10 protein-coding genes are annotated in these 13,805 nt (G+C 62.7%); 3 read left to right on the forward strand and 7 right to left on the reverse strand.

Annotated elements, in window-relative coordinates; genetic code table 11:
* Positions 1–119: 119 nt before the first annotated feature.
* On the forward strand, positions 120–1,025 hold the full coding sequence (gene rpoH / locus M2267_RS11230; RefSeq protein ID WP_043611895.1) for an RNA polymerase sigma factor RpoH: 906 nt from the start codon (positions 120–122) through the stop codon (positions 1,023–1,025).
* A 110-nt stretch (positions 1,026–1,135) separates the two neighbouring features.
* Here the strand turns inward: rpoH and M2267_RS11235 are convergent, their stop codons facing one another.
* On the reverse strand, positions 1,136–3,451 hold the full coding sequence (locus M2267_RS11235; protein ID WP_429114656.1) for a hypothetical protein: 2,316 nt from the start codon (positions 3,449–3,451) through the stop codon (positions 1,136–1,138).
* Between the two features lie 63 nt (positions 3,452–3,514).
* Positions 3,515–4,813, reverse strand: a complete 1,299-nt coding sequence (locus tag M2267_RS11240) for an adenylosuccinate synthase (protein ID WP_043623234.1) — start codon at positions 4,811–4,813, stop codon at positions 3,515–3,517.
* A 204-nt stretch (positions 4,814–5,017) separates the two neighbouring features.
* Here M2267_RS11240 and M2267_RS11245 point away from each other — a divergent pair, with 204 nt between their 5' ends.
* Together M2267_RS11245 and M2267_RS11250 are read left to right on the forward strand one after the other, a co-directional pair.
* A complete protein-coding gene (locus M2267_RS11245) occupies positions 5,018–5,899 on the forward strand; it encodes a DMT family transporter (RefSeq protein ID WP_429114657.1) in 882 nt (293 codons plus the stop codon).
* A gap of 126 nt (positions 5,900–6,025) precedes the next feature.
* On the forward strand, positions 6,026–7,840 hold the full coding sequence (locus M2267_RS11250; RefSeq protein WP_429114658.1) for a methyl-accepting chemotaxis protein: 1,815 nt from the start codon (positions 6,026–6,028) through the stop codon (positions 7,838–7,840).
* A gap of 44 nt (positions 7,841–7,884) precedes the next feature.
* Here M2267_RS11250 and M2267_RS11255 read toward each other — a convergent pair whose 3' ends face one another.
* The 5 genes from M2267_RS11255 to M2267_RS11275 all read right to left on the reverse strand — a co-directional run bounded on the left by M2267_RS11255 (position 7,885) and on the right by M2267_RS11275 (position 13,514).
* Positions 7,885–8,391, reverse strand: coding sequence for a GNAT family N-acetyltransferase (locus tag M2267_RS11255; RefSeq protein ID WP_192450685.1), 507 nt, complete (start codon positions 8,389–8,391; stop codon positions 7,885–7,887).
* Between the two features lie 119 nt (positions 8,392–8,510).
* On the reverse strand, positions 8,511–10,106 hold the full coding sequence (gene serA, locus M2267_RS11260; RefSeq protein WP_429114659.1) for a phosphoglycerate dehydrogenase: 1,596 nt from the start codon (positions 10,104–10,106) through the stop codon (positions 8,511–8,513).
* A 130-nt stretch (positions 10,107–10,236) separates the two neighbouring features.
* Positions 10,237–11,415 (reverse strand): phosphoserine transaminase, encoded by a 1,179-nt coding sequence (locus M2267_RS11265; RefSeq protein WP_402325407.1) that lies wholly within the window; start codon positions 11,413–11,415, stop codon positions 10,237–10,239.
* A 252-nt stretch (positions 11,416–11,667) separates the two neighbouring features.
* On the reverse strand, positions 11,668–12,501 hold the full coding sequence (locus tag M2267_RS11270; protein WP_429114660.1) for an outer membrane protein: 834 nt from the start codon (positions 12,499–12,501) through the stop codon (positions 11,668–11,670).
* A 188-nt stretch (positions 12,502–12,689) separates the two neighbouring features.
* A complete protein-coding gene (locus tag M2267_RS11275) occupies positions 12,690–13,514 on the reverse strand; it encodes an outer membrane protein (RefSeq protein ID WP_429114661.1) in 825 nt (274 codons plus the stop codon).
* Between the last annotated feature and the right edge of the window lie 291 nt (positions 13,515–13,805).

The following is a 13,805-nucleotide window of genomic DNA, read 5'->3' on the forward strand; positions in this document are numbered from 1 at the left end:
CGGACTCCTTGAATCATGCTTTCGCCGTACTTATTTTCTACGTTCGTGGGGTCTTGACGAAGACCCACATGCCCGGCTTGCCGACCGGAGGCCGGAGACTAAAAAGGGGGGTGCTTCATATGGCCCGAAACAATTTGCCGACCATTGCCGCTGGAGAAGGCGGCCTTAATCGTTACCTCGACGAAATTCGCAAGTTCCCGATGCTTGAGCCGCAGGAAGAGTACATGCTCGCCAAGCGGTACCAGGAACACGACGACCGCAAAGCGGCGCACAAGCTTGTCACCAGCCACCTTCGCCTCGTCGCCAAGATCGCGATGGGTTATCGCGGCTACGGCCTGCCGATCGGCGAAGTCGTGTCGGAAGGCAATGTCGGCCTGATGCAGGCCGTGAAGAAGTTCGAGCCCGATCGCGGCTTCCGTCTCGCCACCTATGCAATGTGGTGGATCAAGGCGGCGATCCAGGAGTACATTCTGCGCTCGTGGTCGCTGGTCAAGATGGGCACGACCGCCAACCAGAAGCGGCTGTTCTTCAACCTGCGTCGCCTCAAGGGCAAGATCCAGGCACTCGATGAGGGTGACCTGAAGCCGGAGCATGTCAAGGAAATCGCCACCACCCTCAAGGTGAGCGAGGACGAAGTCGTTTCGATGAACCGCCGCCTGTCCGGCGACGCCTCGCTCAATGCGCCGATCAAGGCGAGCGAGGGCGAGTCCGGCCAATGGCAGGACTGGCTCGTCGACGACCACGACAACCAGGAAGAAATCCTGATCGAGCAGGACGAGCTCGAAAGCCGCAGGGCACTGCTTGCGAACGCGATGAAGGTGCTCAACGACCGTGAGCGCCGCATCTTCGAGGCACGCCGCCTGACCGAAGATCCGCTGACGCTCGAGGATCTTTCGGCCGAGTTCGACATCAGCCGCGAACGCGTCCGGCAGATCGAAGTTCGTGCGTTCGAGAAGGTCCAGGACGCCGTGCGCAAGGCAGCGCTGGAGCGCGCCAATTCCCTGCGCGTCGTCGAAGGCGCCTAAGGCAACCGCAGCAACTTAAAGCGGCGGTTCTGCTTCAAGTACGCGAAACCCAATAAAAAACCCGGCGGTTGCTTCCGCCGGGTTTTTTGTATGTTCGGTTCTTGTCGAGCTTACTGGCTGTTGCTCTCGGCAGCCGTACCCGTCGCCGACCAGGCGCGCATGGCCTGGTTGAAGGCATCCGTGCCGCTCTGCCCCTTTTCAAGCGTCAGAAGCGCGCGGCGACCGTTGCGGTAGGTCAGCGGGATATCGATCCAGCTGCGGCTGCGCAGCAGCTGGGTGTTGTTGCCGATGGCGTCCGTCGCATCGTTCAGAGCGATCATATGGAAATCGTCCGTGATCTTGGCCGGAACCGCGATCAAGGCGTCTCCCCGATCCTGCTCGGTCCGCTTCATCGATACGCGCTGGACGCTGTCGATGGCGCCGCCCTCGAAATTCGACGGCAGCGAGAACACGAACTCGATGACGTGGCTTGCCGGCAGCGACGGATCCGCATTTCGCTTGATCGTCATCAGCGCGGTCAGGCCGCGGTCCGGAACGGTGATCTGGGCCTGGATCGCCGGCTCGGGCTTGGCATCGCCGCCGGGCGATTCCTCCTTCACCGACCACGCCACGGTTCCCGGAACGGCCGTGGGCGAAGACTGGCCGAGACGCTCCTCGTAGAGGAACATCTTCTCGCCGGTGGCGAGGGCCACTTCAGGCTGGTTCGGCTGGCCGGCCGGCTGGCCAGTCGCGGGCGCTCCGGCCTGGCCGGCCGTGCCACCCTGACCGCTCGCCGCTTCGACAGGCTTGCCTGCTTCCGTCTGCGGCGCCACGGACTTGCCTTCCTGCGCGGCGCTCTCGCCCGTTGGGTTGGCCGGGCCGTCGTCGGTCTCCGATCCGTCCGCCATCAGGCGCTGCGTGAACTTCGTCGAGTTGTTGTCCGGCGCAACCGTATCGTCATGCGCGGCCGGTTCCTGCGTGGCCGTTTCGCCAGCGGGCTGCGGCGGCGTGCTTTGCTCGGCCGGCGTTCCGCCGATGCTGGACACCGCCGAGCTTATCGACGACACCATGCCGGAAATCCAGGCATTGCCAGCCTCGCGGTTCTGCCAATAGGCAAATCCGCCGCCGCCAAGCACGAGCAGGGCGACGCCCGCAATGACGAGACGCTTTACGCTGAAACGAGACGGCTTCGGCGTGGCCCGGTAGGATGTCGGCCTTGGCGCTGCCGGGGTTGCTTCGCCAGCCCGTTCCGGCTCGCGCGCTGCCGCCGTGGCTCCGGCTCCCGCCGCAGCAGCGTTGGCCGCGTCCTCGAAGCCGAGCAGATCGTCAATATGATCCCAAGCGGTACCGGCGCGTTCCTGCTGGTTCTGCGCCGCCGGTACGGCAGCCGCCTGAACAGGCTTTTCGACCGGCCACGACCAGTCGCTGATCTCCGGTTCGGAAGTCTTCTCGGCCCGCCGCTCTTCGATCGGCGCAAAGGGGTCATTGTCGTCGAACGACCAGCCGCGCACGGGGTCCGCCTTGGGCGTCGCCTCAGGGGCCTGCTGCTCCAGCTCGGCGACCGGATGCATCCCCAAAAGCTCGGGCGCGGTGTCCGGGTCGTGGGTCTCCGTGGCGCGCTCTTCGCCGATGTGTTCGGTGACCGGCGCGACGGTCGAGGTCGGACCAACGGTCTCCCATTCGGGCAGGTCCCACTCGGAGAGGGCCGGCTTCTGCTCAGGACTTGCAGCCGGCGCTTCGTCCCAGGTCGGCTCGTGCGCGGCATGGTGCTGCGTCTCGACCTCCGGGGAAGCCACCGGTGTTTCCTGCGCTTCTGTCACCGGCTCCGAATATTCGGGCGCTTCATAGGCCTGCACGTCTTCGTGCGGCTGAACGACGACGGGACTTTCGTCCAGCGGCGGCGCAACGGCTTCTGCAGGTTCAACGACCGGTTCGTATTCTACCGCCTCGACCGGAGTTTCCTCGACCGGCTCGGCCTCGGGCTCGACCACATGCGTCGGCGTCTCATAGGCCTCGACAGGATGGTAGGGCTCGGCGGCGATTTCCGGTTCCGATGCGGGCTGCTCGGCCGCATCATCGGCAGCGGCCAACGGCTCGCTTTCGACAACCTGTACAGGCTGAGCTTCCGGTTCCGGTTCCGGTTCCGGTTCCGGAACGTGCTCTACTGCTGGCTCCGAGGCAACCGGTTCGACGGTCTCCGCCTCGGCAACCTCGGGCTCGTCGAGCGCCGGCAAGGCCTCGGCGTGTTCGCTGTCGACCTCGGCAATCGCATTTTCGAGTTTCGCCAGCTGGCGATTGATCATGTCGTCCGACGGACGCGGGTTCATGTTTTCGAGTTGGCGGCGCACGGCCGCGCGCGCCTTCTCGTATACCCTGTCCCGCATTTCAGGTGTGTTTTCCGACAGGCCGTCAACGGTCCTGCGAATAACTGCAACAAAATCCGCCATTAGTACTTTCTCATACGCCCAGGTATGTCTTTGCGATCACGACGCAATGTCAGTTCGCCGACACTAGTCCTCAAAGGGGTCCGTCACAAGTATTGTGTCGTCCCGCTCCGGGCTGGTCGAAAGAAGAGCAACCGGTGCACCGATCAGTTCTTCCACCTGGCGGACATACTTGATCGCTTGCGCCGGAAGATCTGCCCAGCTGCGTGCGCCAACCGTCGATTCTTTCCATCCTTCAAGCGTAACATACACTGGCTTTGCCGAAGCTTGCTGCGCCTGGCTTGCCGGCAGATGGTCGATCTGCTGCCCGTCCAGAGTATAGCCAATGCAGATCTTCAGTTCGTCGAGGCCATCGAGAACGTCAAGCTTGGTGAGCGCGATGCCGGTGATGCCGTTGGCGGCAACCGACTGGCGTACCAGGGCTGCATCGAACCAGCCGCAGCGGCGCTTGCGGCCCGTCACGGTGCCGAACTCATGGCCCTTTTCGCCGAGGAACTGGCCGATTTCGTCGGTAAGTTCGGTCGGGAACGGACCTTCACCGACGCGCGTCGTATAGGCCTTGGTGATGCCGAGGATGTAGCCGAGCGAGCCCGGGCCCATGCCCGAACCGGCGGCAGCCTGGCCGGCGACCGTGTTCGACGAGGTGACGAACGGATAGGTGCCGTGGTCGATGTCGAGCAGCGTGCCCTGAGCACCTTCGAACAGGATGCGCGCGCCCTTGCGGCGGGCCTTGTCGAGCAGCACCCAGACGGTGTCCATGAACGGCAGCACCTTGTCGGCGACCGACGAAAGTTCCTGCATGATCGCGTCATGGCTGATCTCGGCTTCACCAAGGCCGCGGCGCAGCGCGTTGTGGTGCGTCAGCAGGCGGTCGACCTTGGCCGGCAGCGTGTCGAGGTCGGCAAGGTCCATGACGCGGATGGCACGACGGCCGACCTTGTCTTCATAGGCCGGGCCGATGCCGCGGCGCGTCGTGCCGATCTTGGTGCCGCTGTTGGAGGCGGCGTCTTCGCGGATGCCGTCAAGCTCGCGGTGCAGCGACAGGATCAGCGTGGCATTGTCGGCGATACGCAGGTTGTCCGGCGTGATCGCAATGCCCTGCTTGCCGAGCTTGTCGATTTCGGCGATCAGCGCGTGCGGATCGATGACGACGCCGTTGCCGATGACGGCAAGCTTGCCGGGACGCACGACGCCGGAGGGCAGGAGCGACAGCTTGTAGCTGACGCCGTCGATCACCAGGGTATGGCCGGCATTGTGACCGCCCTGAAAGCGCACGACGATATCCGCGCGCTCGGAGAGCCAATCCACAATCTTGCCTTTGCCTTCGTCACCCCATTGGGAGCCGACCACTACGACATTCGTCATAATTCTCTTCCTGTTCAGGCGCGCAACCGAGGCTGCGCTGTTCTCAAACCCGCGCATCTATACTGTGTTGTCATCTGGAAAGCGACCCCGTTATGTCGGGCGTTCCGCCCTTTTTGCATGACAAGGCCGGGATTTAGAGCCTATATCTTCCGCTCTCCCGCCATCGCGACAACCGGTCGCCATCCCCATGCAGGTCTGAGCATCGTGAATTCCAGGGCCTACTTCTATCTCTGCATCACCGCGCTCTTCTGGGGCGGCAACTCCGTCGCCGGCAAGATGGCCGTTGGCCACGTGAGCCCGATGATGCTGACGACCCTGCGCTGGGTCTTCGCCCTCGTCGTCATCCTGGTGCTGATGACGCCGCAGATCCGGCACGACTGGGACAAGATCCGCAAGCACTGGCTGCAGCTTCTCGCCTACGGCGTGGTCGGCTTCACGACCTTCAATGCCCTGCTCTACTCGGCGCTCAAATATACGAGCGCCATCAATGCCGTCATTCTCCAGGCCGGCATCCCGATGCTGATCTTCCTCTTCAACTTCGTGCTGTTTCGAACGAAGGCGTCGATCGCCCAGGTGATCGGCTTTACCGTCACCCTCGTCGGCGTTCTGGTGACGGCGGCCCATGGCGACGTCACCAGCCTGCTGTCGCTCGAATTCAACTTCGGCGATGCGCTGATGATCGCGGCCTGCGTCGTCTATGCCGGTTACACCGTGGCGCTGCGCTACAAGCCGACGATGCACTGGCAGAGCTTCATTGCGGCCCCCGCCTTCGGCGCGCTCTTGAGCGCCATTCCGCTGTTGTTCTGGGAGATCGGCACGGGCACCGCGATCGCGCCCGATACCACCGGCTGGATCATCGTGCTCTATGCCGCGATCTTCCCATCGCTGATGTCGCAGGTGCTTTATGTCCGCGGTGTCGAGATGATCGGCGCCAACCGCGCCGGCCTGTTCATCAACGCCATTCCCGTTTTCGGCACGCTGCTGTCGGTGATGCTGATCGGCGAGACCTTTCACCTCTTCCACCTTGTCGCGCTGCTCCTGGTGCTCGGAGGGATCGCGATCGCCGAAAAGGGTCGCCCGCGCTAGCCGGAGCCTCGCGCCTGCCGGGTAAGTTTCTGGCGATGCAATCGCTAGAACTCGGGAGGTGACTTAAGGCTTGATTAGCAGATGGATGTTTCTGTCGCCCCCAGGATTTTCCTTGGGGCTAAGGCAGTGAAAAACATTAGAATTTCGACACGTATCTACTTATTGACGGCGATGGCGCTGGTCTTCATGGCGGCCGCCATGGCCTATAAGACTCAAGTTGCCAACGCGGAAGTCAGCGACGAACGCCGGCAGATGCTGCGCAACGTCACCGAAGCGGCGATCTCGACGATCGCAAGCTTCGAGGAACAGGAGCGCAGTGGCACGCTCTCGCGTGAGGAGGCCCAGAGCCGCGCCATTTCCGCGGTCATGGCCATGCGCTTCGGCCAGGACGGCTACTTCTTCATCAACGGCTTCGACGGCATGATGATCGCTCATCCGCTCGCCAAGAAGCTCGTCGGCACCGACGTGCGCGGCCTCAAGGATACCAACGGCAAGGCCTTCAACGTCGAGCTTATCGCGTTGGCACAGAACCCGGGCAACGGCATCGTCAACTACTACTGGGACAAGCCCGGCCACGAGGAGCCGGTCGAGAAGTACTCCTATATCCAGGGCTTCAAGCCCTGGGGCTGGGGTGTCGGCACCGGCGTTTACGCCGACGATCTCGCCGCCAAGTACAATGCGTCGCTGCTGATGACGATCATCACCACGGCGATCGCCGCGATCGCGACGCTTGCCGCCGCCATGGCGATCGGCCGCTCGATCAGCCGGCCGATCAACCGGCTGAAGGACGTGATGCTCGAAGTGTCGAACAATGACACCCGTTCGGAAGTCCCCGATACCGACCGCCGCGACGAGATCGGCCATATGGCCGACGCGCTCGTCGTGCTGCGCGCCTCGGTGATCGAACGCAATGCTCTCGAGGTTCGCCAACGCGAACAGCAGGTGGCGCTCGACGGTGAGCGCAGCGCCAACGAGGAAATGCAGCAGGCGACCGCCCGCGCGCAGGCCCATGTCGTCAGCACCATCGGCGGTGCGCTCGAGCGGCTGGCGAGCGGCGACCTCACCACCCACGTGCCGGATCTTGGCGCCGACTACGAAAAGCTGCGCCAGGACTTCAACACCGCCGTCGCCGCACTTCGCTCGACGGTCAGCGCAATCGCCGATTCCACCTCTGTTGTCACCGGCAATGCAAATGAGATCAGCCGTGCAGCCAACGACCTGTCGCAGCGTACCGAGCAGCAGGCAGCGTCGCTCGAAGAAACCGCAGCCGCGCTCGACGAAATCACCTCGGCGGTGCAGAACTCCACCAACCGTGCCGAGGAGGCGACCCGCATGGTCGCCGAGGCTCGCAAGGGTGCGGCCACCTCGAGCGAGGTCGTTCGCGACGCCATCACTGCCATGGGCCGTATCGAGAACTCGTCTTCGAAGATCGGCGAAATCATCGGCGTGATCGACGACATCGCCTTCCAGACAAACCTTCTGGCGCTGAACGCCGGCGTCGAAGCGGCGCGCGCGGGGGATGCCGGCAAGGGCTTTGCCGTCGTCGCGCAGGAAGTGCGGGAATTGGCGCAGCGCTCGGCAACGGCCGCCAAGGAGATCAAGGGCCTGATCACCGCGTCGGGCGTCGAGGTTTCGGCCGGCGTACGGCTGGTCGAGGCGACCGGCTCGGCGCTCGGTGACATCGAGCGGCGGGTCAACGAGATCAACGACCGTATCGTCGCGATTGCGACGGCAGCGCGCGAACAGTCGGTCGGGCTGCGGGAGATCAACACCGCCGTCAACCAGATGGACCAGATGACCCAGCAGAACGCTGCCATGGTCGAGCAAACCTCGGCCGCAAGCCAGACACTCGCCGGCGAAAGCAACGTGCTTTCCGGCCGGCTTGCCCAGTTCACCGTCGAGGAAAAGGTATGGCGGCCCGCGACGCAGCGGGCGGCCTGATCCAGCACAAAACGAAAATGGCGCCGATCGGCGCCATTTTCATTTTAGACGAGGTGCCGCTCCATGTAGAGCGCGTCGTCACCGTAACTCGAAAGCTTCTGTGCCAGCCGTTCGTCCATGCGGACCTCAAAGCCCTGTCTTTCCCAGAAGCCGCGGGATCCGTTGACGGAAACGAGCGACATCGACCGGAACCCTTCCGTGCGAGCGACATCCGCAAGCATCGGCAACACGCCGCCCCCTGCCCCGGAGCCGCGCATTTCCGGCAGGAGCGCGAGGTCATGGATGTACCACGTGTCGGCGGCCTCAGGGATTTCGCCAAGCATGCTGTTCAGCGACGGCGGCGCACCGCGAAGCCATGGGTGGCTCAGCACATAACCGCGCGACAGACCTTTCGCATCCAGCATGAAACAACCGGCAGGGCTGAGTGCGATGCGGTCGGCGAGAACGGCGTCATCCTCAGGAAAGGCCTGGTGAACCACGAGCTGGATCTCCGATACGGAGGCGAGGTCGGGCAGGCTTGCCTCGCGCCAGCGGAATGTCATTTCGGTCATTTCTCGTCACATGCGTTCGAAACAGGAAAACGCACCGGCGGTCAGCCGGTGCGTCCTCGATATGTCCCGTGAGTGGGTCGGCAAAGTGGCAGACGGTGCTGCCACTTGCTGGGCTGGCGTCAATCTATGTTGAAGACCAGCGGCTTTGCCTGGCGAATTGCCGGATTGGCACGCAGCTTGTCAAGCACAACCTCGGAAACCGCGCCATCGACGTAGAGCAACGCGATCGCGTCGCCGGCTTCCTTCTCGCGGCCGAGCTGGAAGTTGGCGATGTTGACGCCGGCATCACCGAGCGTCATGCCGATGAAACCGATCATGCCGGGTACGTCGGTGTTGGTGATGTAGACCATGTGGCTGCCGACATCCGCATCGAGGTTGATGCCCTTGATCTGGATGAAGCGCGGCTTGCCGTCCGAGAACACCGTGCCGGCAACCGAACGGGTCTGGTTCGCGGTCTTCACCGTCAGCTTGATGTAGCCGTCGAAGACGCCGGTCTTGTCGCGCTTGACCTCGGACAGGATGATGCCCTTCTCCTTGATCATGACCGGCGCCGAAACCATGTTGACGTCGGCGACCTGTGGTCGGATCAGACCGGCAAGCACGGCACTCGTCAGCGCCTTGGTGTTCATACCGGCGGTCGAGCCGTCATAAAGGATCTCGATTTCCTTGATCGCGCTTTCCGTCACCTGGCCGACGAAGGCGCCAAGCACGTCGGCAAGCCGGATGAACGGCTTCAGGATCGGCGCTTCCTCAGCGGTGATCGACGGCATGTTGATGGCGTTGGAGACGGCACCCTTGACCAGGTAGTCCGACATCTGCTCAGCCACCTGCAGCGCGACGTTCTCCTGGGCTTCCGTGGTCGAAGCGCCAAGGTGCGGCGTGCAGACGACGTTCGGCAGGCCGAAGAGCGGGCTTTCGGTCGCGGGCTCGACCTCGAAGACGTCGAAGCCGGCACCGGCGACATGGCCCGACTTGATGGCTTCGGCAAGCGCTTTCTCGTCGACGAGACCGCCGCGAGCGCAGTTGACGATGCGCACACCCGGCTTGGCCTTGGCAAGCGCTTCGGCGCTCAGGATATTGCGGGTCTTGTCGGTCAGCGGCACGTGCAGGGTGATGAAGTCGGCCTGGGCGAGCAGTTCGTCGAGCTCGACCTTGGTAACGCCCATTTCCTCGGCGCGCTCCTTGGAGAGGAACGGGTCGTAGGCGAGAACGTGCATCTTGAGGCCGATGGCGCGCGAGCAGACGATGGAGCCGATGTTGCCGGCGCCGATGACGCCGAGCGTCTTGCCGGTGATTTCGACACCCATGAAGCGGGACTTTTCCCACTTGCCGGCCTGCGTCGAGGTATCGGCGGCCGGAAGCTGGCGGGCAACGGCAAAGAGCAGCGCAATCGCATGTTCGGCGGTCGTGATCGAGTTGCCGAAGGGCGTGTTCATCACGATGATACCGCGGCGCGAGGCGGCCGGGATGTCGACATTGTCGACGCCGATGCCGGCGCGGCCGATGACCTTGAGGTTGGTCGCAGCTGCGATCAGCTTTTCGGTCGCCTTGGTGGCCGAGCGGATGGCGAGGCCGTCGTAGTTACCGATGATTTCGGCAAGCTTGTCCTTGTCCTTGCCGAGCTTCGGCTGGAAATCGACTTCGACGCCGCGATCGCGAAAAATCTGGACGGCGGTTTCCGACAGTTCGTCGGATACGAGAACGCGAGATGCCATGAAAGGCCTCCTTAAAGATCAGGTCTGAATGGAAATGCGAATAGCCAGCTTCGCTCCCATCGGGAGCGAAGCGGATCACTCAAATCAGTGTGAGATGCGGGCGAAGTTCATTGTCCTCACCCTTGTCCGATCAGGCCGCGGCCTGTGCCAGCGTTGCCTTCTGGGTCTCGAAAGCCCAGGTCAGCCACGGCATCAGCGCCTTCATGTCGGCCGCCTCGATGGTGGCGCCGGCCCATATGCGAAGACCGGACGGTGCATCGCGGTAGTGGCCGATGTCGAAGGCAACGCCTTCCTTTTCGAGAAGCGCAACCACGCCCTTGGCAAAGGCTGCCTGTCCGTCGGCGTCGAGCGCGAGCACGTCCTTGTCGACGATCTTCAGGCAGACCGAGGTGTTGGAGCGGGTCTCGTCCTTGACCGCCAGGTTGGCGATCCAGTCATTGGCGGCAACAAAGTCGAAAATCGCCTGCGCATTGGCGTCGGCACGCGCCATCAAGCCCTTGAGCCCCCCGACCTGCTGCGCCCAGACGAGCGCATCGATGTAATCTTCGACGCAGAGCATCGACGGCGTGTTGATGGTTTCACCGGTGAAGATGCCTTCGATCAGCTTGCCGCCCGAAGTCATGCGGAAGATCTTCGGCAGCGGCCAGGCCGGAACGTAGGTCAGCAGGCGTTCGACGGCGCGCGGCGACAGGATGATGACGCCGTGGGCGCCCTCGCCGCCCAGAACCTTCTGCCAGGAGAAGGTGACGACATCGAGCTTGGCGAAATCGAGGTTCTGCGCGAAGGCAGCCGAGGTCGCGTCGCAGATCGTCAGGCCCTTGCGGTCTGCCGGGATGAAGTCGCCGTTAGGCACTCGCACACCCGAGGTCGTACCGTTCCAGGTGAAGACCACGTCGCGGTCAAAATCGACCTTGGAAAGATCGGGAAGTTCGCCATAGGCGGCTTCGAACTTGCGAACGTCGGCGAGCTTCAGCTGCTTGACCACGTCGGTCACCCAGCCGGCGCCGAAGCTTTCCCAGGCGACCATGTCGACGCCGCGCGGACCGAGCAGCGACCAGAGCGCCATTTCGACGGCGCCGGTATCGGAAGCGGGCACGATACCGATGCGGTAATCAGCCGGCACTTCAAGAATGTCACGGGTAAGATCGATGGCCTGCTTCAGCTTCGTCTTGCCGATCTTGGCGCGGTGCGAACGACCGAGCGGAGCATCGGAGAGAGCGTCGAGCGTCCAACCGGGGCGCTTCGAGCAAGGGCCAGAAGAGAAATGGGTATTGTTCGGACGGAGGTCCGGCTGTGCAGGCTTTGCCATGTGCTATCCTTCCAGATAGATAGCCCTTCGTTGGGGAAGGGTGTCCCGCCGTCGTCGATATTGAGGGCGGGACCGGAAGTCAAGCGCTTTGTCGCAATCGACAAAATTTATGGCGTCGCGAGCAAGATTCGAAAAAGCACACGGCCGCCGCCGAGCGATTGTTGCCAGACGCTGCCTTCATGTGGGCAACAGGCTGAATCACCTGAGGAAGGAACGCGGCAAACCTGCCCGATCTTCCCTTGGCCGATCGTGTTAGAACGAGAAGCGCAGGCCCGCCCGGATTTCGTGACGCGAAAGCCCATCGTCGAACCCCTTGTCGCCCCGCGCGCCGGCCAGCGCTTCGGCACCAAAGCCGAACATCTCGCCATCGGCGATGTGGGAGTAGCGGTAGCCGACATCGAGCTTCAGCTGATCGCTGAGATCGTAGGAAACGCCGGCCATCAGGGCATAGGTAAACCGCCAGCTATCGCGCCCCTCGTAGGGGGTGGAGCCGGCGGCACCAGCGCAGGCGCCGCCGCCGGCAACGCAGGTCGCCCGTTCAACTGCCGTATCCCAATTGAGACGCGTTGCGCCGAGACCGGCGCCGACATAGGGGGTAAAGCCGGCGAGCGTGCCGAAATCGACATAGGCGTTCGCCATCAGGCCAAGAGCGGAGTAATCAGCCGCGGTTGAAAATGCGCAGGACGTTCCCGCCCCCTGCCCCGCGCACGGGGCGGTCGACGATGACGAACCGTTGAACCGGCCCTCAAAATACTCCGCCGTCAGGTCGGCACGGAACGTGTCGGTAAACTGGTAGCCGACGCCAAGCGAGCCTGCGAACGGCTTGTCGAAACGGGCGTTGTCGAAAGTGGTGCTGTCGTATGTCGACGTGCCTGCATCGAAGGTTCGGTAATAGGGATCGCCCTCGCTACGCCAGGGCGCATAACCGATATCGCCGCGCAGGTAGATCGCGCTGGCGCCAGCGGCTTCTTTTTCGATGGTGATCTCCGGCGCATTCAGGAGCTCCTCATCGGCAGCGAATGCCACGCCGGAAAGGAGCAGGCCGGCACCAAAAGCGGCCCCGCAGAACCCGTTTCGCCAATCCATGCCCATGCCCTTTCACCACTGCTATCGGTGCGGGATGGCGCACTGCCGTCACCGCTTCGTTCAGCGTTAACTATTGGCAGCTACTGGTTAACCCCTGGTTAACCATGCCCGTTAGGAAACCAGCAAAGATTGGCGGCAACGAAAAAGGCCACCCGAAGGTGGCCTTTTGTATCATCTGGTCTGGTCGATCACTTGTAGACGATCGGCTCCGGCTCGTAGGGCACTTCGCAGACACTGCCGAACGAGTAGCGCAGACCGGCGCGTGCCTCATGGATGTAGAAGCCCTTGTCGAAGCCCGGGCCGCCACCATTGGCGTAGCCGAACATGTCGCCATCGTCGACCTGGCGGAAGCGGTAGCCAACGTCGGCCTTGAGGTTGCAGGTGAGGTCGATGGCCGTACCGGCCATCAGCGCATAGGTGAAGCGCCACTTGCTCTCGCCGTCATGACCCGTCGTCGGGTCGCATTGGCTGGGATCGGCGATGCTGCAGCTGGTGTTGCGCAGTTTGTCCCACTTGACGTGGGTGGCACCGATACCGGCACCGACGTAAGGGGTGAAGGCGCCGTAGGTGCCGATGTCGACATAGGCGTTGGCCATCAGGCTCCAGGCGGAAACCGAAGTTATGTCACGCGATCGGCAAGGACCAGCCACGCTGCCGCAGCCACCCAGGGTCGAACCGGCAAAGTCGGCATTGCCCCAGTAGTCGGCCGTGATGTCGGCGCGCAGATAGTTGTTGAACTGGTAACCGACACCGACGCCGGCGACCCAGGAATCATCGATATCGGCCGTTTCGAAATTGGTGATGGAGCCGCCGGGCCCCCCTTGGTAGTAGTTCGCACCGCGCAGGTTGTTCCAGGCGTAGCCAACGTCGCCGCGCAGATACCAGCCGCTGGTCTGGATGACCTCGACCGGCTGTTCCGGCACCGGCTCCATTGGCGGTTGATACACATCTGCAGCGTAAGCTGCCGTGCCGCTGAGCAATATAGCAACAACGCCACTCAAAATTCTCTTCATGGCCCACTCCAATACATTTCGTTGCTTGGCTCACCATGAAACCGGTGCCCAAATCCCGTTGTTGGTTATGGATAATGAGGAGCAAAGGTTAAGTTCCGATTAACTACAATCGTTTACCGAGTTTGTTAAACATCGGGTCTATTCTTGTAGTTGTCGTGCGACGTTACTGACGGCAACGGAGCATCCGTAAGACACACCTAAATAGTTTGGCAGGACAAAGCGCTAGGTTGCGCATGGCTGGAAGCACTTGCTCGGCAAGCGACGCGCCCGCGCGGGAAAAAGTCTCCGACG

It is taken from the genome of Ensifer sp. KUDG1 (genome assembly GCF_050434285.1).
Lineage (GTDB): Bacteria > Pseudomonadota > Alphaproteobacteria > Rhizobiales > Rhizobiaceae > Ensifer.